Genomic DNA, 24,474 nt, shown 5'->3' on the forward strand with positions numbered 1-24,474 from the left:
GGCGCGCCGTGTGGTCCTTTCTCCGGACGGGTCAGCCGGAGAAGGGCGGGGCGGCCTTGAAGACGGGGTGGAGTTCGATGCTGGGCGCCAGGCCCGTCAGGACGCGGCGGGCGCGGGACAGGGGGTGCTGGGGGAAGTGCGGGTCCCAGCCCGGGTCCTCGGAGAGGTTGCGGGGCAGGCCGCCCTGGATCTCCGGGGCGTAGGCGTGCTGCGCCCACCAGCGCATCATGTCCTGGAGGTCGTGGCCCTGCCCGTACTCGGTCAGGTAGTGGTTGAGCGCGGTGCTGTCGCGCATCCCGGTGACGCCCTGCTCCAGGCACTGGATCTTGAGCACGAGGCTGCGGTCCGCGCGCGGGACGGTGAAGGAGGCGATGTAGGCCACGCCGGTCGGGCGGTCGGGCAGCGGCAGCTTGACGATCTGCTGGACGGCCGGGAGCCCGTCCAGCGTGATCACGTCCAGCTCGATCAGGCCGCCGCCGGATTCGGCGGTCGTGGCGGAGATGCGGCGGCGCAGGTCGTCGAGCCGCTCCAGCGGGGCCGGCAGGTCGGGCGGGAGGTCGAATCCGTAGAGGCCGACGGTGTCGCCGTCGGCGTTGCGGTAGGCGCCGGGCTGGAGCGGCTCCCAGCCGGTCTGGTCGAAGCGCAGGGACATGATCGTGCACGTTAACGCACAGAACGGGGCGGAGGGGGAGCGGCCGGGCGGGAGGTCGCCCGGCCGCTCCCGGCGAGGGGCGGCCGCGAGGCCGGGCCTCCCCTCCGGTGAGGGTCAGTCGCCGTCCGCGCGAGCGCGGCAGGCGGGGCACAGGCCCCGGAACGTCACCTCGGCGGCCTCGATCCGGAAGCCGGTACCGGTCGCCGGCTCCAGGCAGGGGTCGTGCTCCGCGGCGCGGTCGACGTCCTCGGCCGCCCCGCAGTTCCGGCACACCAGGCGGTGGACGCCGGCTGCGCGGCTCTCCGGCCGGGCGGGGCTCGCCACGGTCATCGGGTGCGGGGCCTCGGCGTCTCGGCTGCGGTCATGCGGGTCAACCTATCCCCGTAAACATGAACGGTTCAAGACAAAGAGTTGTGCGTCTTTGTCGGGACGCGGGGCGCTCATGGCATGCTGGGCCGATCCCGACCCACAGGTCCACGGGGGGCCGGACGGAGGCGAGGCTATGGCCATGCGGGGGAAGACGGCCGTGCGAGGGACGACGGCCCTGGTCATGGCCGGGGTGGCGCTGGCCGCGGCGGCGTGCGGCGGCGGCTCGGACAAGTCCAGCGCGGAGGGCGCGACGCCCCCGGCCTCGCCGTCCGGCGGGCAGCCGGGCGGGACGCGGCCGGCGAAGGCCGCCAAGCAGCCGATCCTGATCGCCTTCGGCGGCGACACGCACTTCGAGGGGTCGCTGCGCGGACGGCTGGCCCAGCCGTCCACGGCGCTGGGCCCGATCGCCAAGCAGCTGCGCGCGGCCGACCTCGCCATGGTGAACCTGGAGACGGCCATCACGACCGGGGGGACGCCCGCGCCCGGCAAGCAGTTCACCTTCCGCGCCCCGGCGACCGCGTTCACGGCGCTGAAGGCGGCGGGCGTGGACGTGACCTCCATGGCCAACAACCACGGCATGGACTACATGGAAGGCGGCCTGCGCGACTCCCTGGCCGCCATCCAGCGCAGCGGGTTCCCGGTGGTCGGCATAGGCAAGAACGCGGCAGCGGCCTACCGCCCTTACCGCGTCACGGTGAAGGGCAACAAGATCGCCATCGTCGGCGCCACGCAGGTGCTGGACGACCACCTGATCCAGGCGTGGACGGCCACCGACACCAAGGGCGGCCTCGCGTCGGCCAAGGACGTCCCGCGCATGGTGCAGGCGGTGAAGGAGGCGCGCCAGGGCTCGGACGTCGTCATCGTGCACCTGCACTGGGGCGCGGAGCTGAAGGGCTGCCCGCTGCCCCGCCAGCAGGAGCTCGCCAAGGCGCTCGTCGCGGCGGGCGCCGACGTCGTGGTCGGCGGGCACGCGCACATCCCGCTGGGCGGCGGCTACATGAACGGCGCGTACGTCCATTACGGCATGGGCAACTTCGTGTTCTCCTCCGCGCAGGGCCAGACGGCGAAGTCCGGCGTGCTCTTTCTCAAGGTGGAGAACGGCAAGGTCACCAAGGACAAGTGGAACCCCGCGCTCATCTCCGGCGGCATCCCCCTGCCGATGAAGGGCGCCGCCGCCCAGGCGGAGGTCAAGCGGTGGAACGGCCTGCGCTCCTGCACCGGACTGAGCGCCCGCCCCTCCTGAGCTGGTGGCCACGTCTCCTGCACCGACGGGTGTTGCGTGCAGGTGTTGCAGCGCGGGCCGTACTCCGACGAGCCCGCGTCCCTCGCCCGCATGGATTCGCTGATGGAGGCCGAAGGCCTCGCGCCGCACGGCCTGCACCATGAGGCCTGCCTGTTCGATCCGCGGGAGGAGGATCCGGCAAGGACGCGCACGATCCTGTGCCGGCCGGTCCGCCAGGGAACTGTGGACACGCCGCCTCAGGGGCGTAGTTTCACGGGAAACGAGCTCCTAGGGACAGGCGGGCGTGCCGATGCGTGACCAGTGGGTGAGGTCGGGCGAGATCGAGCTGGCCGTGCGGGTGCGCGGCGTGGAGAACCGGCCGACGGTCGTGCTCGTCCACGGCTACCCCGACACGGGCGCGATGTGGGACGAGGTCGCCGAGCGGCTCTCCGGACGGTTCCGCGTCGTCGTCTACGACGTGCGCGGTGCCGGGGCGTCCGGTGTCCCGGCCGACCCGCTGGACTACCGGCTGGACGCGCTCATGGGCGACCTGGAGGCCGTCCTGGACGGCGTGGGCGCCGACGAGCCCGTCCACCTGGTGGGGCACGACTGGGGCTCGGTGCAGGGCTGGGAGGCCGTCATCGGGGACCGGCTGCGCGGCCGCGTCGCCTCGTTCACCTCCATCTCCGGCCCGGACCGGCGGCACATGGCCCGCTGGGCGCGGGAGTCCGTCCGGTCCGGGCCGCGGGGCGTCGCGGAGGTGCTCGGGCAGGTGCGGCGCAGCGTCTACATGCCGGTCCTGATGACGCCCTGGGCGGGCGAGGCCGCCGCCCGTGTCCTCGCCGCCGGGTTCGGCCGGGTGATGCGGCTGCGCGAGGGCGCCGACCCGCGCTCCGGGCATCCGGCCGGCACGCTGGCCGCGGACGCCCGCAACGGGCTCGGCCTGTACCGCGCCAACATGGGCCGCCGCGCTGACGTGAGAGGCCGCGCTGACGCGAGAGGCCGTGCTGACGTGGGGGGCCGTGCCGTGACGGACCGGGGCGCGGCGACGCTCGGCGATGGGCGGACGGACGTCCCCGTCCAGCTCATCGTCCCCGTCAAGGACCGCTACGGGTCGCAGGCGCTCCTGCTGTCCGCGCGCGGGCCCGTGGAGCGCCTGTACGTGCGGCGCGCACCGGCGGGTCACTGGGTGGCGCGCAGTCACCCCGACCTCGTCGCCCGCTGGATCAGCGAATTCGCGGACCACATCGAGGGCGCTCCGGAGACGCCTGCGATCGCCCACGCGCGCGCGGCGGGAGTCCCCGGCAAGGACTTCGGGGGCGATCTCGTCGTCATCACAGGGGCCGGCAGCGGCATCGGACGCGCCACCGCCCATGCCTTCGCCGCCGCAGGGGCACGTGTCGTCGTGGCCGACATCGACGAGGGCGCCGCCAAGCGCACGGTGGAGGAGATACAGGCAGCCGACGGCGAAGCCCACGCCTACGGAGTGGACGTGGCCGACGCCGAGGCCATGGAGCGGTTCGCCGACCACGTCCACGACACTCACGGCGTCCCCGACGTCGTCGTGAACAACGCGGGCATCGCCATCGCGGGGTCGCTGCTTGAGACGTCCGAGGAGGAGTGGAACCGCATCCGCTCCATCAACCTGGACGGCATGTACCGCGGCTCCCGCCTGTTCGGGCGCCTGATGGTGGCGCGCGGCGAGTGGGGCCACATCGTCAACATCTCCTCGATGGCCGCCTACCTGCCCAGCGCCGACATGCCCGCGTACGGGGCCACCAAGGCCGCCGTCCTGCAGATGACCGAGAGCCTGCGCCTCGACCTCGACCGCTACGGGATCGGCGTCTCCGCCGTCTGCCCCGGGGTGATCGACACCCCCATCGTCGGCAGGACCCGGTTCGTCGGCATGCCGCCGGGCGTGGAGACCGAGCTGCGCGCGTGGATCGTGCAGGCGTCCGAGCGCCGGGGGTTCCCGCCGGAGAAGGTCGCGCGGGCCATCCTGCGGGCCGTCCGGCAGGACAGGCCGGTCGTGCTCGTCACCGCCGAGGCGCGCCTGTGGCGCGCGCTCTCCCGCGTGTCGCCCACCGCGAACAGGGCCCTCGCCCGGTTCGGGCGCCGCGCCGGCGACCGGTTCCTGACCGGCATGGAGCGGCCCCAGGACTGACTCAGGCCCGCATCAGGGTCTGCGAGGGCGTCTCGCCGAAGCGCTGCCGGTAGTGGGCGGCGAAACGGCTCATGTGGAAGTACCCGGCCGCCCCGGCCACGTCGGTGATCGCGCCGGGCCCGGGCCGGGCCACGGTGAGCGCGGCGCGGGCGCGGTCGAGCCGCACGCCGCGCAGCATCTGCGTGGGCGTCATGCCCCACTCGGTCTGGCAGACGACCTGGAGCTGCCGCACGCCGAGCCCCACCGCCGCCGCGATGTCGGTGACCCCGATCGGGCGGTGGTGGTGCGCCTCCACCCACTCCCGGATGATCCCTGCCAGATGGTGGGGGACCCGGTCGGCGGGCTCGGCGAGGCTCGGCGTGCCCGTGTGGGGCAGGCCGAGGAGGATCGCCGTGAGCAGCGACTCCTCCAGGCTGCGCTCGGCCAGCGGATGGAGGCCGCCCTGCGCCGCCGCGTCGTCGAGGACGTCGCACACGTAGCGCCAGGTCCGCTCGACGATCGAGGACGGCACGAGGCCCTCCTCCCCGGCGTCGTGAAAACGCAGCGGCGCGGAGTGGCCGCGCCCGAGATGGGCGCCGAGATGGTCGGCGAGCCGCCCGGTGCTCGTCGCGATGACCAGGCAGCCCTCCGTCGGATGCGGCGTCATCCGCATCGCCTCGTCGTGCGACAGGACGAGGCTGCCCGTCGAGGTCGTCCGGCGCCTGGAGGCCCGGTACTCCACGCCCATGGGCGCCATCGGCGCGCACAGGGCGAAGTTCCCTTCCGTGGGCGGCGTGTCCACGATGACGCCGCCGCCCCCGTACCGCACCCAGACGAGGTTGACCGAGCCCACGCCGAGGGCGTTGACCAGGCCGTCCATCGGCACGTCCGGTTCGAGCGCCTGGAGGTCGTGGCCGACGGCGAACGGCTCGACGGTGTCGTGCAGGACTCCCATGTCCTCGCTGAGGACGCGCCGGTGGGCGGACAGGGGCGGCTTGGTCTCGGAAGAAGTCATCGTCCTGGCGGGGAGGCCGTTTCCTCGTGGTCGGCGGACAGAACACCTCGGGCGCGGAGCCGCGGCATGACCTCCGCGGCGAAGTAGCCCAACTCGTCAGCGTAATTGAGGAACGACAGAGCGATACCGTCGAATCCCGCATGAGCGAAATCCGCCAGGCCGTCCGCGACGTCGTCGGGGTCGCCGACCAGCGGGCAGCTGCCGTGGCCGGCCGCGAACCTGTCGCGGTACACCTGGAGCATGTCCGGCGTGAACGACTGCGCGTGCAGCCCCTGCAGCCGCATCACCTCGTCGACGGCGGGCCAGTCGGCGCGCTCGTCGGCGTAGTAGTGCAGGAAGTCCTCCGCCTCCTTTTTCGTCGGCCGGCACACGACGTGGCCGAGGGTGAAGACGCCCACCTCCCGGCCGTGCGAGGCGGCCTCGGCGCGGATGGCCTTCACGATGTCGGCCCCGTCCTGCGGCCCGCCGACGACGGTGAACGCCCGGTCGGCGTTGCGCGCGGCGAACGAGCGTCCCTGCTTGGACGACCCGGCGTTGATGACGGGAAGGCTCTGCCCGTTGTACGGCTTGGGCCTGCCCACGACGTTCTTGAGCTGGAAGAACCGCCCCTCGTGATCGAACGGCTCGTCGGACGACCAGATGCGCCTGACGACGTCCCACCACTCCTGCGCGAGGGCGTAGCGCGTGTCGTGGTCGCCGGGCAGCGAGAGGCCGAACATCTCGTATTCGGGAGCGTGCCAACCGGCCACGATGTTCAGCCCGACCCGCCCCTTGCTGAGGTGGTCGGCGGTGGCGAGCTGCTTGGCCGCGACGACGGGGTGGTGGAACGCGGTGTGGACGGTGGTGAACACGCGGAGCCGGGTCGTCTGGGCGAGCAGCCCGGACGCCCACACCAGCGGATCGAGGGCGCTGCGGTGGAAGTCGGTGTCCGGCCCCCAGTCCGTCCAGCGCGCGACCGGGAGGAGGAAGTCGATGCCGACCTCGTCCGCGATCCGGGCGAGCCGCAGATTGTCGTCCCAGGTGGCGTGCCATCGCTCCGGTGCGGTGGTGATGGCGAGCCCCGATTCGGTGTTGGGGGAGAACAGGCCGAGTTGGAATCCCATGCAGAACCTTTCCTATCCGATGCTTCCGTTAATGCCGGTCCGGTCGTTGCGCCCAGTATCGGAAGGCGTCGCCACGATGGGCAACGCGGTGACATACAGTGGCCGCCATGCAGGCGCGCGTCCTCACGTTCAACACCCTTTTCAAAGGCGAGGCCCTGGCCCGGATGGCCGTCCTGGCCGAGACGATCGAGCGGTCGGACTACGACGTCGTCTGCTTGCAGGAGGTCATCTCGTGGCGGGTGCTGCGCCTGCTGCGACGCGTCGCGACCTCGTATGCCCACATCGCCTACCTGCCGATGTTCCCGCTCGTGCGCGGCGGGCTGGTGACCCTTTCCCGCCACCCGGTGGTCCGCCGCCATTTCCGGGCGTACGCTCCCGCCCCTCCGGCTCGTCCTGAATGGCTGCTGGGCAAGGGCGCCCTGTTCACCCGGATCCGCCTCCCCGAGGGGCACCTGACCGTCGTGAACACCCACCTTTCGGCGAACCTGGACATGGACTGGTCCTCGTCCAACGTCTACGCGCGGGTCGAGAAGGCGGAGTTGGAGCGGCTGGCGGCGGCCGTCGACCGGATCCCCGAGACGGAACCGCTGGTGGCGATGGGCGATTTCAACGTCCCCCGTGACTCCCCCTACCTTGCGGAATTCATTTCGAGCACTGGTCTGCGTGACGCGTTCGGCGGTGACACGGAACCGACGTTCCGTCCCGAGTACGCCGAGATCGGCGCCATCGACCAGCTCCTGGTCAGGCCGGGCCTCGATGCGACGACGCGCCTGGTCTTCAAGGAGAAGGTCCGTCTTCCGAGCGGGCGTTCGGCTGTCCTGTCGGACCATTACGGGATCGCAGCCGACCTCACCGCCGGGAGCACGCGCGACGCTTAACCGTCCTTGCGGGCCACGGCCGTCCAGCCCGCGTCGGTGATGTATTCGCCGCCGTAGGGACGCCATTCATGCAGGCGGACCACGCCCGGGTCGACGATGGTGAGTCCGTCGAGAAGGGCGGCCACCTGATCACGAGTCCGGGCCACGAGGCTCGCGCTCGCCGCCTGCGACCGGTAGGTCTCCCCGACCCGCACGTTGCGCTGCTCCTCCAGCGCCGCGTGCGACAGGATGACGTGGCTGCCCGCGGGCAGGGCGTCGGTGAAGCGCCGGACGAGCCCCGCCGGGTCCTCCTCGTCATGGAGGAAGTGCAGGACCGCGACGAACAGCACGCACAGCGGGCGCCGGAAATCGATCAGCGCGTGCACCTGCGGGTCGTCCAGGACGGTGTCCGGCTCGCGCATGTCGGCCTGGACGATCGTGGTCAGCTCGTCCGTGGCGACCAGGGCCCGCGCGTGGACGGTCACCATCGGGTCGTTGTCGACGTACGCGACCCGCGTGCCGGGCCGCTCCACGCGCGCGATCTCGTGCACGTTGCCCTGCGTGGGCAGGCCGGTGCCGATGTCCAGGAACTGGTCGATGCCGCGTCCGGCCACGTAGCGGACGGCGCGCTGGAGGAACGCGCGGTTCGCGCGGGCGACCCCCTCGACCGTGGGCAGCGCCTGCGCGACCGCCTCCGCGGCGGCGCGGTCGGAGGCGTAGTTGTCCTTGCCGCCCAGGAAGTAGTCGTACATGCGGGCCACGCTCGGCGTGCCGGTGTCCACACCGGGCACCGACGAGGTCTCTCCGGAGTCCGCCATCCCGTCGCCACGACCTTCCCGAACCTCGCAAATCGTGATCATTCAGTTTACGCCGCCCAGGCATCGCGCGAGGGCGGCCGGCGACGGGCCGTTAGGCTGCCGTCATGTGCGAGACCGCGGGCGGAACGGGGGAGGCGGCGGCGTCGATGCCGCGCCCGGCGCGGGGGGAGGCGGTCGATCCCGTCGCGCTGGAGCCGGTGGACGAGGTCGAGATCGTCACCCTGGTCGACAACGTCTACGACGCCCTGCTGGGCGATGACGAGCGGACCCGCCGGGCGGGCTCCGGAGCGGGCGTGGTGGCGGCGCCGCAGTTCGAGGGCGCCCGCACCACCGCGGGGATGATCGCCGAGCACGGATTCTCCGCGCTGGTCACGGTGCGCCGGGCCGGCCGCTCCGCGACCCTGCTGTTCGACACCGGCCGGTCCCCCGACGCGATGGTCACGAACGCCGACAGGCTCGGCATCGACCTCGGCGACGTCCAGGGCGTCGTGCTCAGCCACGGCCACTTCGACCACGCGGGCGGGCTGACGGGGCTGATGGGCCTGCGCGGCGTGCGGTCGCTGCCGATGGTGCTGCACCCCCTCGTCTGGACGAGGCGCCGCATCGCCGTGCCCGGCCGGGACGTCGAGGAGCTGCCCACGCTGAGCAGGCGGGCGCTGGACGGGGAGGGCTTCCAGGTCATCGAGCGCCGCGAGCCCTCGCTGCTGCTGGACGGCAGCGTCCTGATCACCGGCGAGGTGGACCGGACGACCGAGTTCGAGCGCGGCATGCCGCCCCCGCACCAGGCATGGACGGGCGGGGAATGGGCCCACGACCCGCTCGTCCTCGACGACCAGGCGCTCGTCGTCGACGTCCGGGGCCGCGGGCTGGTCGTGCTGACCGGCTGCGGGCACTCCGGGGCCGTCAACATCGTCCGGCACGCGCAGCGGCTGACGGGGGTCGACAGGCTGCACGCGCTCGTCGGCGGGCTGCACCTCGGCGGCCCGGCCTTCGAACCGGTCATCCCGCCCACCGTCGCCGCCCTCACCGGCCTCGCGCCGGGACTCGTCGTCCCGGGCCACTGCACCGGCTGGCGCGCCCAGCACGCCCTGGCCGCCGCCCTGCCCGACGCCTGGGTGCAGGGCAGCAGCGGCACCGCCTACCGTCTGACCGCTGCGTAGCCCACCCGCCTCACGACGGCTTGCGGGCCTCGATGAGGGTGCGGGACGAGTGGGCGGTGAAGACGCCGTCGCGCCGGATCAGCTCGTCCAGTTCGCGCAGGCGGTCGCGGTGGCCGTCGACGGTGAAGCCGGGGACGATCCAGATCACCTTGCGCAGGAAGTAGACGACCGCGCCGACGTCGAAGAACTCCATCCGCAGGCGCTCGGCGCGCAGATCCACGATGTCGAGCCCGGCGGCCCGGGCGGCGGCGCTCTCGGCCTCGGGGTCCCGTGCGCGGCGGGCCTCGGGCTGGGGGCCGAGGAAGAACTCGGTCAGTTCGAAGACGCTCGCCGGGCCCACATGCTGGGCGAGGTAGGTCCCGCCCGGGGCGAGGACCCGCGCGATCTCGGCCCACCGGACCGTCGCCGGATGGCGGCTGACGACCAGATCGAACGCCTCGTCGGCGAACGGGAGCGGAGGCTCGCCGGAGTCCGCGACGACGACCGCGCCCCTGGGATGCAGGAGGCGGGTGGCCTTCGCGATGTTCGGCGGCCACGACTCGGTCGCCGCCATCGCCGGCGGGAGCTTCGCGGCCCCGGCGAGCACCTCGCCGCCGCCGGTCTCGACGTCGAGCGCCGCCCGGGCCCGGCCCAGCCGCTCGCTCATCAGCCGCTGGTAGCCCCAGGACGGGCGCTGTTCGGTCGCGCGGCCGTCCAGCCAGGAGAAGTCCCAGCCCGCCACGGACACGGCCGCGGCCTCGGCGACCAGATCGTCGAACGTCCGCTCCGTCATTTGGGGAGCCCCAGCATCGGCCGGCAGGGGGCGAGCCCCTCGATCGTGACGGGGACGGTGCGGTGGCGTTCCCAGTCGGCCCGGGTGAGCCGGTACCGCTGCTCGATGGTCACGGCACCGCGTATGACGTGGCGGTCCACTCCGTTGGGCTGGTAGCCGAGCTTGCGCGACACCGCGTTCGAGGCATGGCTGTTCTCGAACGCGGCGGAGACGGCCTCCTCGGCGTCCAGGCCCGCGAAGGCCAGGTGCAGGACGGCGGCCCTCATCTCCGTGCCGATCCCACGCCCGTGGTAGCGCCGGCCCAGCCATGAGCCGGTCTCGACCTGCCGGAGGACGACGAGGTCGCGCGCCCAGAGGGACTGCTGCCCGACGACTTCGCCCTCGTGGAACACGGTGAGGTCGAACTCCCACTTCTCCGGCGTCCACTCCGCGAGGTTCCTCCAGTGGTGCTGGACGACGCCGCGCGCGACCTCGGCGGGCGGGCGGTCCGTCCACGGCACCATGAACGGCATCGTCTCCGGATCGTGGACGCCCTCGGCGGCGAGGCCGGCCAGCGCGGCGAGTTCCTCGGACGAAGGCAGCCTGAGCTCCAGCCGCGGCGTCGTGAGCCGCAACCCGAGCGGCGGGAAGTGATCGACCAGCATCCCTTCACCATGGCCCTTCCCGCCGTCCAGGGCACCTGGTTTTGACGGTCTGGTCAGTGGCCCAGGAGGAGGAAGACGACGCCGCCGACCACGTGGGCGAGGACGGTCACGGCCAGGACGGCTACGAACAGGGCCTTCGCGGTGGGGTGGTCGAAGTGGGAACCGGGGCGTCCGCGTTGGGACGACCTGCTCTGCGCCTGCTGTTCGAGTTCGTCCAGGGACGGCAGGAAGGACGGTCGCTTGAGGGCCATCGAGGGAGCGTCCTCCTTGGTCCGGGGGCTGTTTCCACCTCTTTCAACGCGCCGCGAGCCCGGTTCTAATCCGCTGCCCGGCGAGCGTCATGGCCAGGTCACGCCCAGGGCCGCGCCAGGGTCGAGCAGCGCGGAGTCGGTCTCGGCCAGCAGGTGCAGGACCGCCTCGTCGTCTGTCCGGGCGAAGGCCGCGGCGACGGCCTCCGCAGCGGGGCCGCCGGTCAGCCAGTCGACGACCCGGCGGTATGAGGGAGCCGAGGCGTCCCAGAACGCGTTGCTCAGTCGCGGGGTGCCCCTTGTCCAGGTCAGGCCATGGACGGCGAACTCGTGCAGATGCCTGATGGGCGCCTCGGATGCCAGCCGTCCCCACTCGTCCAGGTAGCGGGGTATGTCGGCCTCGGCCGCCGCCAGAGCGCAGAGGGACGTGTCCACCGAGGGACGGTTGGGGAACCGCTCCAGCGTCCGGGTCCAGAACGCGTCGAAGAAGGCGGCGAGGGCGTCGCGCTGGCCCCAGGTGCGCCAGCCCGCCTGGGCGAACTTGCCGAACACGATCTCTGGGTCGGGCCAGATGAAGGCGTCGTGGGCGGCCAGTTCCAGAAGCCGCGGCGCGAAGTACCGCAGGTCCTCGGGGCCGCCCCACGTGTTCAGCACCTTGGCCGCGTACCGGGACAGCTCCTCGACGCCGAGGTCGCGCGGCCGGCGCCGGAGCAGGGCCTGCCCCTCCTCGGGGTCGACGCAGCACGGGCATCCGGACGGCGCGGCGGGACGGGGAACGTGCGCGAACGCCGCGTACAGCTCCTCGATCTCGCGCATCAGGACGTGCGCAGCTCGTTGATCGTCACCTTCTCCGCCGGGGCGCCGTCCGTGCCGCCGCCCTCGACGCCCCGCTTGGCGACCTTGTCCACGACGTCCATTCCGGAGGTGACCCGGCCGAAGACCGTGTAGGACGCGGGGAGGTCCGTGGTGTCGCCGTACAGGATGAAGAACTGGCTGCCGTTGGTGTTCGGGCCCGCGTTGGCCATGGCCACGGTCCCCCGCGTGTAGCGCGCGGATCTCAGGCTCTCGTCGTCGAACTGGTAGGTGGGTCCGCCCGTTCCGGTGCCGCTGGGGTCGCCGCACTGGAGGACCTGGAGGCTCGTGCCCGTCGTGAGCCGGTGGCATGAGGTGCGGTCGTAGAACTTCTGGGCCGCGAGGTAGGCCAGGGAGTTCACCGTGCAGGGCGCCGTCCCGGCGTCCAGCGAGATCTGGAGCGTGCCGAGGCCGGTCTCGACGGTGGCGCGGGACGGGGCCGTCGCCGGGAGCGCGGTCGGCGGCGTCCCGACGTCCTTGGTGTTCGTGCCGGTCGCGGGCCGGTACGCGCACGAACCGGACCGCGTCGACCGGGCGACCGGCGTCCCGCCGCCGCCCCGCCCGCCGCCTTCCGCCTCGCCATCGCCCATGAGGAGGAGCGCGGCGACGAGCCCGCCGGCCAGGACCACGGCCGCGGCGGCCGCTCCGGTGATGAGGAGCACCCGGCCGCCTCGCCCGGCCGGTGGCGGGCCGCCCGGATACGTTCCCGGAAGCGGCGGGGGCGCGGGGACCGGCGGCGTCCAGCCTGCGGCCTGCGGGTGGGGCGCGGCCGGCGGTGCCCAGTTCGCCGCCCGCGGTGGCGCGGCCGGCCGCGCGGCCGCCGAGGTGCCTTCCACGAGGAGGTTCGCGTTCGGGCCGAGCCCGAGCAGCCGCTGGAGCACCTGGAGGGCGGTCGGCCGGGCCGCGGGGTCCTTCTCCAGGCTGGCCGCGACGAGCGTCCGCAGTTCCCCGGTCAGCGCGCCGAGGTCCGGCTCCCCGTAGAGGATCCGCTGCATGATGGCCGGCACGGAGTCGCTGCCGAACGGCGGGACGCCGTTCGCGGCGAACGCCATCGTGCACCCCCACGCGAACATGTCCAGCGGCGCTCCGCCCGCGGATCCCGCCACCTGCTCGGGCGCCATGTAGGCGGGGGTGCCGACCGCGCCGGTCAGGGTGGCGGAGGTGGCCTCCAGCGGGCGCGCCACGCCGAAGTCGATGACCTTCGGGCCGTCGGGTCCGAGCAGGACGTTGGCCGGCTTGAAGTCGCGGTGGACGACGCCCGCCTCATGGATGGCCGCCAGGGCCGTCGCGGTGCCGACGGCCAGCCTGACCAGCTCCGCCGGGGACGCCGCGCCCTCCTCGAGGACCCGGTCGCGCAGCGAGGGCCCGTCGATGTACTCGCTGACGATGTGGGGGGTGTCGCCCTCGGCGTCCGCCGCGAGGATGCGGGCGGTGCAGAACGGGGCGACGCTGCGGGCCGCCGCCAGTTCCCGGTCGAAGAGGGTGCGGGCCCGCTCGTCCCGTCCGAAGTCGGCGTGCAGGAGCTTCACGGCGACCCGCTGCCCGGTGCCCGATTCGCCCAGGAAGACGAGGCCCTGGGCGCCCTCGCCGATCCGGGCCGTCAGCCGGAACCCGCCGATCTCGCGGGGATCGGTGGCGCGCAGCGGGCGGGACTCCGGCATTCAGAACCTCCACGACGAAGCGGAGAGAGCAGACTATCCGCGGCGGGTCGCGTGCTCGGTCAGCTCCAGATCGATGAAGGCGCCGATCATCGCCCGCCACACCGTCTCGGCGACCTCGGGCGAGAGCCCGGCGTCCGCGGCCCGCTCCCGCGCGAGCGCGACGACCCGCTCCACCCGGTCGGGCGCCCGGACGGCCCCCTCGTCGCGCTTGAAGGCGGCGGCCGCGCGCACCAGCCCCTCTCGCTCGGCCAGCAGCCGGACCAGTTGCCCGTCGATGGCGTCGATCCGCGTGCGCACGTCCGCGAGCGTTTCTGGAGTCTCCATGCGCATCAGCCTGCCGCACGGCCGGTCGGGAGGAGAGGAGCGGGGCCTGGGGCCGAACGCAGGGTTCGTCAGCGATTCCTGGACGACGCGATGAGGTCGCGGTACCAGCCGTAGGACGTCTTGGGCGTGCGCTTCTGCGTCTCGTAGTCGACGTGGACGAGTCCGAAGCGGGGGTGGTAGCCCTCCGCCCACTCGAAGTTGTCCAGGAGCGACCAGGCGAAGTAGCCGCGGATGTCGATGTCCTCGTCGACGGCGGTCCGCATGGCGGCGATGTGGGCGTCGAGGAACTCGATGCGGGACGGGTCGTCCACGGTGCCGTCCGGGCCCGGCTCGTCGGCGAACGAGCAGCCGTTCTCGGTGATGTAGACCGGCGGCAGGTCGTAGCGGGAGTCGAGGGTGCGCAGCAGCGACAGGAAGGCGTCCGGGACGATCGGCCAGCCCATCCCCGTCGTCGGGTACTCGGTGATGTCCACGAGGTCGAACGGAAGCGGGCCCTCGGCCGGCGTCGCGACCCGCGTGGGGTTGTAGTAGTTCACTCCCAGGAAGTCGATGGGTGAGGCGATGACCGACATGTCCTCGGAGCGGATGAACGGCGCGTCCCCCATCAGGTCCGGGTAGCGGCCGAGCAGGACGGGGTCGGTGAACAGCCGGTTCATGAACGCGTCGAAGGCGTCGGCGGCGGGCTGGTCGGCGGGGGAGGCGGCCCAGGCGGGGGAGTAGTGGTTCGTCAGCCCGACCGTGCGCGCGCCCCGGCTGCGCAGGGCGTTGACGGCGAGGCCGTGGCCGAGGAGCTGGTGGTGCGCCGTGGGCAGCGCGTCGAGCAGGAGCGTCTTGCCGGGTGCGTAGACGCCGAACGCGTAGCCGTAGGCGGTGACGACCACGGGCTCGTTGAGGGTTATCCACATGTCGACGCGATCGGAGAGGCGCTCGGCCGCCAGGTAGGAGAATTCGGCGAACCGGTAGGCGGTGTCACGCTCCATCCAGCCGCCGGCGTCTTCGAGCGGCTGCGGGAGGTCCCAGTGGTAGAGGGTGGCGGCGGGGGCGATGCCGGCGGCGAGCAGGCCGTCCACCAGCCGGTCGTAGAAGTCGAGGCCCTTGGCGTTGACGGCGCCGATGCCGGAGGGCTGCACGCGCGGCCATGCGATCGAGAACCGGTACGCGTCGACGCCGAGGCCCGCCATCAGCGCGACGTCCTCGGGCCAGCGGTGGTAGTGGTCGCAGGCGACGTCGCCGGTGTGGCCGTCGCGGGTCCGCCCGGGCGTGTGGGAGAACGTGTCCCAGGTGGACGGTCCCCGCCCGTCCTCCCCGACCGCGCCCTCGATCTGGTAGGCGGCGGTGGCCACGCCCCAGCGGAAGTTCTCCGGAAGACCCATCCGCGCTTCCTTCCCCCATGGTCCGACCGAAAATGCGAATAGCCTTCGGATATTAGTGGCGGGGTGGTGCGGGCGGAAGACTCCCGCGACCCAGAGGTGTGGCACGCTGTGCATGCCCGGCACCGTTGCGACCGGGGGACAATGGCAGGGTGACCGAGATCCGAACCCCGCTCCGCCGCCGTCCCGCCCAGCGCCGCAGCGCCGAACGCGTCCAGCGGATGCTGGACGCCTGCGCCGAGATCCTGGACGAGGACGGCTACGACGGCCTGACCACGACGCGCATCGCCCAGCGCGCCGAGGTGGCGATCGGCTCGGTGTACCAGTTCTTCCCCGACAAGCGCGCGGTCGCGCAGGCGCTTGCGCTGCGCAACCTGGAGGAGTTCGGCGACCGGATCTCCGCGCGGCTCACCGCGGGCCGGTTCGGCGACTGGTCCGACACGGTCGGCGCGATCATCGAGATCTTCGTGGAGATGCACCGGACCGTGCCGGGCTTCCGGGTGCTGCGCTTCGGCGACGTCGCCGACGTCAACCTGCTCGACTCCGATGCCGACAACAACGCCGTGGTCGCCGACCGGCTCCGCCGGATGATCGTGGACACGTTCGGCGTCCAGGACACCCCGGGCCTCGCGACCGCGCTCGCCATCTCGGTCGAGGCCGGCGACGCCGTGCTGAAGATGGCGTTCCGCCGCAGCCCGGAAGGCGACCCGGAGATCGTCGCCGAGGCCGAGCGGCTGATCCACGGATACCTGGCCGCGCACATCCAGGAGTCCTGACCCGGACGTCGGACGCATCCGGGAAACGCCGGATGAAAGGGACTTGCTATGGCAGACTCCCCTCCGCAAACCGACACGGAACGGGTGAGTTCGCTGGACGAGGAAAGACTCCAGGCACAGCGCAAGCTGCTGATCCGGCAGCGGGTGCGCCTGATGGTGAACCAGTACGAGGTGCACGCGGAGGGGCCGGGCGGCGACGAGGGCGAGCTGCTCGCCTTCGCGCAGCAGAAGCGGCTGGCGTTCAAGGAGCAGGTCACCCTCTACTCGGACGACTCCAAGACGCGCCCGATCCTCGGGTTCAAGGCGCGCAAGCGCATCGACCTCGCGTCGGCGTACGACATCACGGACGCGCACGGGCAGCCGATCGGAGTGTTCCGCAAGGACTTCAAGAAGTCGCTGCTCGCCTCCACCTGGCATCTGGAGCAGCCCGGCCTCGGCGTGACGACCGGCAGCGAGCGCAACAAGTTCGTCGCCCTGCTGCGGAGGGTCTGGCAGTTCATCCCGTACGTGGAGAACCTGCCGTTCGCATGGCCGTACCACTTCGACTTCTACGCCGGTGACCAGGTCGTCTTCAGCGTCGAGAAGAAGTTCGGCTTCCGCGACCGCTACATCGTCGAGATCAGCGACCCGCGCCTGGACCGCCGCCTCGTCATCGCCCAGGCCGTCGGCCTGGACGCCCTCCAGTCCCGCTGACCCCGGGAACGTTCCGCCCGCTCGCCCGCACCCCTCCCGGGGCGCGGGCGACCGTGTTCGGTGGCGCCGGCGTCACGGGTTCCGGTGACTCACTGGCCTCCGCGGGCTTTACATGTTACGAAGGCATGTAAAGCCAAGGGCGGTGCACACCCGCGTCGCGATCGTGCGGCGTCACCCCTGGAGGAGGATCCCCCCGTGAGTTCCTACGACCTCTACGCCACGCCGGTCCCGACCGAGACGTGGAACGTCCCGATGGCGGGCGACACCCGCTTCACCTGGGAGTACGACGAGGGCCGCGACCGGCTGCTGAACCTGTACCAGAAGGGCAAGGACAAGCAGTGGGACGCGCAGAAGCGCATCGACTGGGACCTTGAGGTCGATCCGATCAACATCGCCGGGCTGCCGGAGAACTTCAACCCGCTGTTCGGGTCCGACATCTGGGACAAGATGTCGCAGAAGGAGAAGGACGAGTTCGGCCGCCACCAGGGCTCGTGGCTGTTCAGCCAGTTCCTGCACGGCGAGCAGGGCGCGCTGAACGTCTCGGCGCGCATCGTCCAGACCGTCCCGGACCTGGACTCGAAGTTCTACGCCGCCACCCAGACCATGGACGAGGCGCGCCACGTCGAGCTGTACGCGAAGTTCGTGCACGAGAAGATCGGCATGTACTACCCGGTCAACCAGGACCTGGCGAAGCTGCTCGCCGAGTCGCTGGAGGACAGCCGCTGGGACCTGCCCTACCTCGGCATGCAGGTCCTCATCGAGGGCCTCGCCCTCGCCGCGTTCGGGCTGTACCGCGACATGTCGACCAACCCGCTGGTCAAGCAGCTCCTCGCGTACGTCATGCAGGACGAGGCACGGCACGTCGCGTTCGGGCGCCTCGCGCTCAAGGACTACTACGCCGAGCTCACCGACAAGGAGCGGGCCGAGCGCGAGGAGTTCGTCGTCGAGGGCTGCTACCTGATGCGCGACCGCTTCAAGGGGCGCGAGATCTTCGAGCAGCTCGACATGCCGGTCGACCGGTGCATGGAGTACGTCGACAACTCCGACATGTACACGCTCTATCAGTCGCTCCTTTTCAGCCGCATCGTCCCGTGCGTCCGGGACGTGGGCCTCTGGGGTGACAAGGTGCAGGCCGCCTACCAGGACATGGGCGTCCTCGACAACGCCAAGGCCGACCTCGAAGCCCTGATGAGGCAGGACGAGGAGATCGCCGAGAAGGTCGACGAGGAGCGCTACGCGACCGAGCTCGCCGCCCGCCAGGACGAGGTCGACGAGGCCATCTCCCTCGGCGCGGCCGAGTAGCCGGACCGCGGTCGGGCGGGGGCGTCCTCCGGGACGCCCCCGCCCTTTGCTTTATCCGAAATTGTCAGCATTTGGCATTTCGCCGAACAGCTATGATCAGTTCATCTAGATCTTTCTGGTTTCCCCAAGTCATTTTCGAATCGGCCGCATCCGGCCGCGCTGTGTACTAGCGTCCCCGCTCGACGGTGCGCCGGGATTCACCAGCCGCTCGGGCGCACGCCACAGGTGCACGGCCAATCCGAAAACCCCGGGGGAAAGAATGAACCGCTCCGCCAGAAGCCTGTTCAGGGTCTCCGTCCTCGCCTCGTTCGCCGCCGCGATCGCCGTGGCGGCCGCCCCGACGGACGCCGCACCCGCGAAGGCGGCGCCGAGCGCGGCGTCCGGCCCGTCCACGCTGCTCCTGTACGAGACCGCCTCCACGGGCCATACCGTCATGCGCACCCTCCCCGCCCCCGTCGCCGGGACGGGCGGCCGGACCGCGGAGCTGGGCACCGGCGCCGCGGACGGGCTGCTGCGGGCCGCGCCGGCGGGCTCGGGCATGCGCACCGCCCGCGCCCGGTGCCGGGTGCGCCCGGACGAGACGCTCGGGTCGAGCACCGGGCTTGGGCTGCCGGACGCGCAGCTGCCGTCCGTCGGCCAGGCCCCGATCAGTGGGCTCCCCCAGGGCGACTGCCCAAGTGCGACCCACCGTGACGCCCGCGCTAGCAAGCCCGGGACGGCGCTGCCCATCCCGCCCGGTGGAGGGGGCGACGTCCCCGGCACGCTGCTCGGCGGCGTCGGCAAGCTCGGCAAGGGCCTGCCCACCGGCAAGCTCCTGCCCGGCGGCAAGCTCGGACACCGCGAGGCCGCGCGGAACGCCCGCGCCGCCGAGACGCCCATCAGCCTGGCCGGCCCGGGGCCGAACTCCGGGCTGCCGGACCTCGGGTCCCTGCTCGGCGGCGCGACCCCCGGTGGCCTGCCCCTCGGCTCGGTGCTCTTCCCGCGGGCCGCCCGGTACGCCGGGCCCGCCCCGTCCGGCGACCTGGTCGGGCAGGCTGGCGGCACCGTGGACAAGGCCAAGTCCGGCCTCGGCCGGCCCGAGGGCGGCGTCGGCAACGTTGTGGACGTCCTGAAGGCGCGTGACGGCGCCGCCCGCAGGACGGCTGACGGCGGGCCGGAGGACGGCCCGCTGTCCATGCCCGACGCGTCCGTGCTCGGCGTGCCGAAGGTGCCGGCGGTGCCTGCGGTGCCCGCGGTTCCGGCGGTTCCGGCCGCCGGCGGGCGCGGCTGACGCGCCGCCTGTCGTCCCAGCTCACGGGGCGGTCCGACGGAAGTGATCTTCCGTCGGGCCGCCCCGTTCCCATGTGCCGGATCCTTTGTTATCCGTCCGAGATCAGCGGTATGCGCGCAGTAAAGACGATCTTGAAATGTGGTCACCCGATGAAGTTGATCAGCTTCGGCGGGCAAAAGGTGAGGTGACAAATCCCACAAACAACGGCTCTACGGCTTGATCTATGGAGGACACAACGTACGGTCAGGGACTTGTGCGGCGCTTCAGCGATTTCGAAAAGTGAAGATGCCTTTCCAGCCGCACCTGCCGGACGCCGATCCGCGATCATGCGGACGCGCCTGAGAGAACGGCGCGAAGCGGGCCGATGAGCCCGCGGGCGGCGGGGGATCCGGGGGACGGCCTACGTCGCCCGGCCCTGCCATGAGAGAGCGGCGGTGAGATCCGCCGGGCGTCCGGGGTCCTGTCCCCTAACAAAGGACTCCTCTGTGGGTAGCCCTGTCAGGCGTCTTCTTCGAGCGCGCCTACGCACCATCCTGATCGTCTCCGGCGCCGCCGTCGCCGTCCTCGCCGCGGGCGCTTTCGCCCTGGCCGGACGCGAAGGCCCCGCCGACTCGGCACAGGCGGCGCAGACCGCGCCCCAGGCCGCGGACCCGCTGGCGGACCGTCCGCACGGCGAGCCGACCCGCGCCGGCCGAGGCCGGCCCCGCTCTCCGGAGCCGTCACCTTCGAAGACTCCCAGGAAGGGCAAGAAGAAGAAGTCGTCGAAGGCCGACAGCCAGGCCGCGAACCTGGCGAAGCCCAAGAAGAAGAAGCAGTACAAGGTCGTGAAGTCGGGTTCCTGCGAGGCCTCCTACTACTGGGAGGGCCAGATGACCGCGAGCGGCGAGCCCTTCGACCCGAGCGAGCTGACGGCCGCGCACAAGACGCTGCCGCTGGGCTCGAAGGTCCGGGTGACCAACAAGAACAACGACCGTTCGGTCGTCGTCCGCATCAACGACCGCGGCCCGTACGCGGGCGGACGCTGCCTGGACCTGTCCAAGGCCGCCATGAAGAAGGTCGGCGGCACCGGGTCGGGCGTCATTCCCGTCCGCTACGAGGTCCTGTCCAAGGGCTGACCCGCTCGGTCACCACCCGCCCGGCGGGCGCGGCAGCGTGCCCGCCGGGCGGTCAGAACCCGTGGCCCAGCCCGGCGCCCGTCCGTGCCTCCGGGGCGTTCCCCGTGCCGGACGACCACGAACCGTGCCGCCGCTCCATCGGCTGCGTGTCACCGCTCGCCTCGGCCGCCCCGCCACCGGGCCCGGCCTGCGCGGCCCCCTCGGCCGCCCCGGGCGCGAGCGTGGCGAGACGGTCGCGGAACCAGTCGGTGAGGACGCCGTCGACCCGGACGGCCTCGGTGATCGGCGGACGCGGCTCGGTGCCGGGCTCGGCGGCCAGCGCGTGCCCCATCCGGAACGTGGTCGACTCCGCCTGGCCGCCGTGCCTGCGCAGCTCGTCGCGGAGCGCCGTGATCTCCCGTGCGGGGACGACGCGGTCCTTCGCGCCGCCGACGAGCAGGACCGGGACGTCCCGTCCGGCGATGTCACCGGCGAGGGCCCCGAGGTCGAGCCGGTCGGCGAGCGCGACGGCGTGCTCGCTCCAGGCGCGCTCCGAACCGGACCTCTTCTCCACCGCCCGCGCGGCCCGCGCCGGGGCGACGACGGGCGCGACGAGCGCGGCGGTGCTCACCGGGACCACACCGTGCGCCACGGCGAGCAGGGCGGCCGCGCCGCCCGCGCTGAAGCCCGCGAGGCCCACCGGGCCGTCCGGGACGTCGAGGTCGCGGCGGATCTGCGCGAGCGCGTCGGGCAGCCGCCGGGCGGCGTTCTCCACGGCCGCGCAGTACGCCTCGATGCTCTCGGTCTCCAGGATCGAGCCGGAGCCGAGACCGCCGGGCGAGCGCCCCGGCAGGTCGAGATAGACGCGCCACACGGGCACGCCCGTCATCGGGATCGCCGTCGCCAGCGCGCTCGCCGCCCGTGGCGGGTCGAAGCCGGGCCAGGCCACGATCAGCCGGGTCGGGCCGGACGCGGTCGCGTCGACGGCCGTCGGGGGCAGCGCGACATAGGCGTCGCCTGCCACGGTGCCGTGGACGGGGCGGTTCGTATCGTCGCCGCTCATATCGGTACGTCAGCTCCTGCGATGCTCGACGGGCTTTGCCGGTCGTGCCGGGCGGAGGCGGCGCTCCCCCGGATCGCCCATGCTCGCAGCGGCCGCCAGCCGACACGCCGCGAACCGCCGCACGTCGACCACGAGAGTGATGAACACCTCACCTGAGGTCACCCGGATCGAGCGCGATCGCCCGATCCGATCGATGATCGTGCTGGCGAGAGCCGGATCGGCCCGGGGTGTGACCCGCACCTCATGATCGATCGAAGGGAACAATTCCGGCACTCGTCGCGTCCTAGTCGTACGTGGGCGTTGCGGGGGCGCGCCCGCCCAGACGTCCCGATTCAAGGAGTGCTGGTGGACAGGAAGCGCAGTGCGGCCGCCGCCGGGCAGGCCTGGCATATCTACCGCGAGACGCTCGAACCCGACGCGCCAGGATTCTGGGAACGCTTCCGCGCCGTTCCCAGGATGCTCAAGTCGGTCCTGCGCGGGCAGTACAAGGGGATGTCCTTCGGGACGCTCGGACTGCTCGCCCTGGGGCTCGTCTACATCATCTCCCCGATCGACGCCATTCCCGACGTCATCCCCGTCGTGGGCATCGCCGACGACACCGGGCTGGCCCTGTGGCTGGCGACCGTGCTGGTGAAGTCCGCAGGGGACTTCGTCACCTGGGAGCGCAGCGGGCGCCCGACCGTCATCGTCGGCGAGCCCGTCGACTGACGACCGCACGGACTCAGGAGGCGTTCGGCCCCAGTTCCTTGGCGAAACGGTCGGCGGCGTCGCGCATGATGGGCACGACGTTCGGAACGGCCTCGTGCGTCATACGTCCTGAAGGCCCCGACACCGAGATGGCCGTCAACGTCGGCGCACCTTGCAACGCCACCGCGACGCACCGGACACCGAGCTCCTGCTCCTCGTCGTCGAGCGCGTAGCCCTGCCGGCGGATCTGCTCAAGTTCCGCTAGCAGGGCTTCTGCGTCGGTGAAGGTGTTGGGCGTGTGCGCGTCCATGCCCGTCCTGGCGAGGATCTCGCGGACCCGATGGTCCGGCAACTGCGCCAGGAGCGCCTTCCCCACACCCGTGCAGTGCGGCTGGACGCGCCGCCCCACCTCGGTGAACATCCGCATCGAGTGCTTGGACGGCACCTGCGCCACGTACACGGCCTCGTCCCCCTCCAGGACCGCCATGTTGGCCGTCTCGCCGACCTCCTCCACCAGCCGCGACAGCACCGGCCGCGCCCACGTGCCGAGCAGGCGGCTCGCGCCCTCGCCGAGCCGGATGAGGCGCGGGCCCAGGGCGTAGCGCTTGGACGGCTCCTGCCGGACATAGCCCTGGTTGACCAGCGTCCGCATCAGCCGGTAGATCGTCGGCATCGGCAGCCCGGAGACCTCCGTCAGCTCCGACAGCGCCATCTCGCCGCCCGCGTCCGCCAGATGCTCCAGCAGCTCGAACGCGCGGGCCAGCGACCGAACGCCCTCCGTCACCCGTGACTCCTCTCCATCGCGATCACCCGATTCTACGAAGATTCGATTTCGCTGTGCGAAAGAGGGTGGGTTGCCGGGATGCGGCACGTTACTCCGGCGAGTGACGCGGCAATAACTCCTTGTGTCCGACATCGTGAGCGCGGCCCCCGGGTGCCCACGAGGAGACCGCTAGGGGGAGCGTGTGCGAGGGGAGCGCCGAGGAGCCCGCTGGGGCGCGATCACGGTGAGCAGCGCGCTGGCCGCGCCGCTCACGCTGATGAGCCCGGCCGCCCAGGCGGTGCCGGAGACGGCCCCGCCGAACGTCCGGTTGCGTGTGGCCACGAAACCCGACGGCGTCACGTTGCAGGGATCCGACTACACGCTGGCCTTCACCGTCCGCGTCAGCGCCCAGGGCGGCGTCGCCCGCAAGGCCGGCCTGCGCCTCACTGCCGACCGCCCCTTGTCCTGGACGAGCCGCACACCTGATTGCTCGCCGCTCGGCTCCGGCCAGGGGCTGCGCTGCGTCCTTGGCGATGTGGGCCCGGAGGGGCGTGAACGTAGGGGGACCGTCCGGTTCCCGGCCTCGCTGGTGCAGGGACCGTCCGCGAAACCCCTGAGCATCCTCGCCGTAGCGGACGCCTCCAACGCCCCGCGCCGCTCGACCCGCACCTTCCTCGACTTCACCAAGACCGCCCGGACCGCGTTGAACGGCGCTTCACCTAACCCGTCCAGCGTCGGCCAGAGCGGCGATGAGTTCACACCCTGCACCAACGACAAGGCGAGCCCCGCCACGCAGTGGTGCCCAACGGCCCCCCTGCCCGGCGCCACCAAAGAGACGCAATGCAAGAAGAGCAACACAAGCCCGCCCACCCGCCCGTGCACGCCACCTTCTGGAAGCGATCCAGCGTACGCAGCCAAGCCGCAGCCCGGTACGCCATCACAGTGCGCGGTCGCGGCATCCGACAAGGGCAGCCGCCCGTGTACGTCGCCTTCTGGCAGCGATCCGGCGCAGGCCAAGCCGGGCTCCAGCGCGAAGCCCAGCGCGGGTGGCGGGCCGTCGCAGTGCGCGGGCGCCACGTCGGGCGGGGGCGGCCCATGCGTGTCGCCTTCCGGTGGCGAGGCGGTGCACGCTGCTAAGCCGCGGTCCGTAATGGGGCCTGGCGCGGGTGGCGGGCCGTTGCAGTGTGCGGGGGGCGCGTCGGGCGGGGGCGGTCCTTGTGTGTCGCCTTCTGGTGGGGAGCCGGTTCATGCTGCTAAGCCGCGGGCCAGTGTTCAGCCCAGTGCGGGTGGGACGGTGGCGCATTGTGTCGCTGGTGACTTCGGGGGGAGTGGACGGCCGTGTGCGTCGCCATCCGGTGGGAAGGCGACGCACGGGGCCAAGTCGAGTCCTAGTTCGCAGCTGAGTGGGCCTTGTGTGCGGGGCAACGCTGGCGGCGGGGGGCGGGCGTGTCCGTCGCCGTCCAGGTGGAACCCGACGCCTGGTGTCACGTCATCTGGGTCTTCCCCAGGAGCGGGTAGCGCGCCGCCGCAGTGTGTGGGGGGCGGCTCTGGCGGGAGTGGACGGCCGTGTGTGTCGTCCAGCCACGGTGTTAAGCCGTCCCCTAGGGCTCATCCGC

25 protein-coding genes are annotated in these 24,474 nt (G+C 72.1%); 10 read left to right on the forward strand and 15 right to left on the reverse strand.

All coding sequences use genetic code 11. The annotated features are described in order from the left end of the window. Positions 1-31: 31 nt before the first annotated feature. Together BJY14_RS22465 and BJY14_RS22470 are read right to left on the reverse strand one after the other, a co-directional pair. Positions 32-652 carry a hypothetical protein gene (locus BJY14_RS22465; RefSeq protein WP_218905551.1) on the reverse strand — a complete coding sequence of 207 codons (621 nt, stop codon included), beginning with the start codon at positions 650-652 and terminating at the stop codon, positions 32-34. 114 nt (positions 653-766) lie between these two features. Beyond that, positions 767-982: a hypothetical protein gene (locus BJY14_RS22470; protein ID WP_179845432.1), complete on the reverse strand. Its 216-nt coding sequence runs from the start codon at positions 980-982 to the stop codon at positions 767-769. A gap of 172 nt (positions 983-1,154) precedes the next feature. Here BJY14_RS22470 and BJY14_RS22475 point away from each other — a divergent pair, with 172 nt between their 5' ends. Both BJY14_RS22475 and BJY14_RS22485 read left to right on the forward strand, forming a co-directional pair. Next, positions 1,155-2,264, forward strand: a complete 1,110-nt coding sequence (locus BJY14_RS22475; RefSeq protein WP_376770014.1) for a CapA family protein — start codon at positions 1,155-1,157, stop codon at positions 2,262-2,264. 289 nt (positions 2,265-2,553) lie between these two features. Continuing rightward, on the forward strand, positions 2,554-4,407 hold the full coding sequence (locus tag BJY14_RS22485; RefSeq protein ID WP_179849552.1) for an SDR family oxidoreductase: 1,854 nt from the start codon (positions 2,554-2,556) through the stop codon (positions 4,405-4,407). A gap of 1 nt (position 4,408) precedes the next feature. Here the strand turns inward: BJY14_RS22485 and BJY14_RS22490 are convergent, their stop codons facing one another. Next, positions 4,409-5,401, reverse strand: coding sequence for an AraC family transcriptional regulator (locus BJY14_RS22490; RefSeq protein ID WP_179845434.1), 993 nt, complete (start codon positions 5,399-5,401; stop codon positions 4,409-4,411). Then, positions 5,398-6,504 carry an LLM class flavin-dependent oxidoreductase gene (locus tag BJY14_RS22495; protein ID WP_179845435.1) on the reverse strand — a complete coding sequence of 369 codons (1,107 nt, stop codon included), beginning with the start codon at positions 6,502-6,504 and terminating at the stop codon, positions 5,398-5,400. The genes BJY14_RS22490 and BJY14_RS22495 overlap by 4 nt, the downstream gene beginning before the upstream one ends. Positions 6,505-6,611: 107 nt before the next feature. On the opposite strand from BJY14_RS22495, the gene BJY14_RS22500 reads away from it, so the two are divergent. Beyond that, entirely contained in the window at positions 6,612-7,382 is a 771-nt protein-coding gene (locus BJY14_RS22500; RefSeq protein ID WP_179845436.1) for an endonuclease/exonuclease/phosphatase family protein, read from the forward strand. Here the strand turns inward: BJY14_RS22500 and BJY14_RS22505 are convergent. Continuing rightward, entirely contained in the window at positions 7,379-8,179 is an 801-nt protein-coding gene (locus BJY14_RS22505; RefSeq protein WP_179845437.1) for an SAM-dependent methyltransferase, read from the reverse strand. The genes BJY14_RS22500 and BJY14_RS22505 overlap by 4 nt on opposite strands. A gap of 104 nt (positions 8,180-8,283) precedes the next feature. Between BJY14_RS22505 and BJY14_RS22510 the strand changes: the two genes are divergently transcribed. Further along, on the forward strand, positions 8,284-9,339 hold the full coding sequence (locus BJY14_RS22510) for an MBL fold metallo-hydrolase (RefSeq protein ID WP_179845438.1): 1,056 nt from the start codon (positions 8,284-8,286) through the stop codon (positions 9,337-9,339). A gap of 10 nt (positions 9,340-9,349) precedes the next feature. Here BJY14_RS22510 and BJY14_RS22515 read toward each other — a convergent pair whose 3' ends face one another. From BJY14_RS22515 to BJY14_RS22545, 7 genes are all read right to left on the reverse strand, one after another. Continuing rightward, positions 9,350-10,111 carry a class I SAM-dependent methyltransferase gene (locus tag BJY14_RS22515; protein ID WP_179845439.1) on the reverse strand — a complete coding sequence of 254 codons (762 nt, stop codon included), beginning with the start codon at positions 10,109-10,111 and terminating at the stop codon, positions 9,350-9,352. Continuing rightward, positions 10,108-10,755: a GNAT family N-acetyltransferase gene (locus tag BJY14_RS22520; protein WP_179845440.1), complete on the reverse strand. Its 648-nt coding sequence runs from the start codon at positions 10,753-10,755 to the stop codon at positions 10,108-10,110. The genes BJY14_RS22515 and BJY14_RS22520 overlap by 4 nt, the downstream gene beginning before the upstream one ends. Before the next feature lie 53 nt (positions 10,756-10,808). Then, on the reverse strand, positions 10,809-11,006 hold the full coding sequence (locus BJY14_RS22525; protein WP_179845441.1) for a hypothetical protein: 198 nt from the start codon (positions 11,004-11,006) through the stop codon (positions 10,809-10,811). 87 nt (positions 11,007-11,093) lie between these two features. Beyond that, positions 11,094-11,819, reverse strand: a complete 726-nt coding sequence (locus BJY14_RS22530) for a hypothetical protein (RefSeq protein WP_179845442.1) — start codon at positions 11,817-11,819, stop codon at positions 11,094-11,096. Next, positions 11,819-13,516 (reverse strand): protein kinase domain-containing protein, encoded by a 1,698-nt coding sequence (locus BJY14_RS46635; RefSeq protein ID WP_179845443.1) that lies wholly within the window; start codon positions 13,514-13,516, stop codon positions 11,819-11,821. Before BJY14_RS46635 ends, BJY14_RS22530 begins: the two co-directional genes overlap by 1 nt. A gap of 33 nt (positions 13,517-13,549) precedes the next feature. Beyond that, entirely contained in the window at positions 13,550-13,840 is a 291-nt protein-coding gene (locus tag BJY14_RS22540) for a chorismate mutase (protein WP_218905552.1), read from the reverse strand. A 68-nt stretch (positions 13,841-13,908) separates the two neighbouring features. After that, positions 13,909-15,213 (reverse strand): GH1 family beta-glucosidase, encoded by a 1,305-nt coding sequence (locus BJY14_RS22545; RefSeq protein ID WP_179845445.1) that lies wholly within the window; start codon positions 15,211-15,213, stop codon positions 13,909-13,911. A gap of 149 nt (positions 15,214-15,362) precedes the next feature. Here BJY14_RS22545 and BJY14_RS22550 point away from each other — a divergent pair, with 149 nt between their 5' ends. The 5 genes from BJY14_RS22550 (at position 15,363) to BJY14_RS22570 (ending at position 20,366) form a co-directional block, all read left to right on the forward strand. After that, on the forward strand, positions 15,363-15,986 hold the full coding sequence (locus BJY14_RS22550) for a TetR/AcrR family transcriptional regulator (protein WP_179845446.1): 624 nt from the start codon (positions 15,363-15,365) through the stop codon (positions 15,984-15,986). Positions 15,987-16,070: 84 nt separating this feature from the next. After that, positions 16,071-16,679, forward strand: a complete 609-nt coding sequence (locus BJY14_RS22555) for an LURP-one-related family protein (protein WP_312879353.1) — start codon at positions 16,071-16,073, stop codon at positions 16,677-16,679. 195 nt (positions 16,680-16,874) lie between these two features. Next, entirely contained in the window at positions 16,875-17,981 is a 1,107-nt protein-coding gene (locus BJY14_RS22560; protein ID WP_179845447.1) for a ferritin-like domain-containing protein, read from the forward strand. A 259-nt stretch (positions 17,982-18,240) separates the two neighbouring features. Beyond that, positions 18,241-19,251: a hypothetical protein gene (locus BJY14_RS22565; RefSeq protein WP_179845448.1), complete on the forward strand. Its 1,011-nt coding sequence runs from the start codon at positions 18,241-18,243 to the stop codon at positions 19,249-19,251. A gap of 485 nt (positions 19,252-19,736) precedes the next feature. Further along, a complete protein-coding gene (locus BJY14_RS22570; RefSeq protein ID WP_179845449.1) occupies positions 19,737-20,366 on the forward strand; it encodes a septal ring lytic transglycosylase RlpA family protein in 630 nt (209 codons plus the stop codon). 52 nt (positions 20,367-20,418) lie between these two features. Here BJY14_RS22570 and BJY14_RS22575 read toward each other — a convergent pair whose 3' ends face one another. Continuing rightward, complete coding sequence (locus BJY14_RS22575) at positions 20,419-21,408, reverse strand: alpha/beta hydrolase (RefSeq protein ID WP_179845450.1); 990 nt, start codon at positions 21,406-21,408, stop codon at positions 20,419-20,421. 9 nt (positions 21,409-21,417) lie between these two features. Further along, on the reverse strand, positions 21,418-21,681 hold the full coding sequence (locus BJY14_RS22580) for a hypothetical protein (RefSeq protein WP_179845451.1): 264 nt from the start codon (positions 21,679-21,681) through the stop codon (positions 21,418-21,420). A 72-nt stretch (positions 21,682-21,753) separates the two neighbouring features. Here BJY14_RS22580 and BJY14_RS22585 point away from each other — a divergent pair, with 72 nt between their 5' ends. Beyond that, the gene (locus BJY14_RS22585) at positions 21,754-22,116 is read left to right on the forward strand and encodes a YkvA family protein (protein WP_179845452.1); all 363 of its coding nucleotides are present in this window, start codon (positions 21,754-21,756) and stop codon (positions 22,114-22,116) included. Between the two features lie 13 nt (positions 22,117-22,129). On the opposite strand, the gene BJY14_RS22590 is transcribed toward BJY14_RS22585, so the two are convergent. Next, positions 22,130-22,879, reverse strand: coding sequence for an IclR family transcriptional regulator (locus BJY14_RS22590; RefSeq protein WP_312879354.1), 750 nt, complete (start codon positions 22,877-22,879; stop codon positions 22,130-22,132). Positions 22,880-24,474: the final 1,595 nt, after the last annotated feature.

The sequence above is a fragment of the Actinomadura luteofluorescens genome (assembly GCF_013409365.1).
Taxonomy (GTDB): domain Bacteria; phylum Actinomycetota; class Actinomycetes; order Streptosporangiales; family Streptosporangiaceae; genus Spirillospora; species Spirillospora luteofluorescens.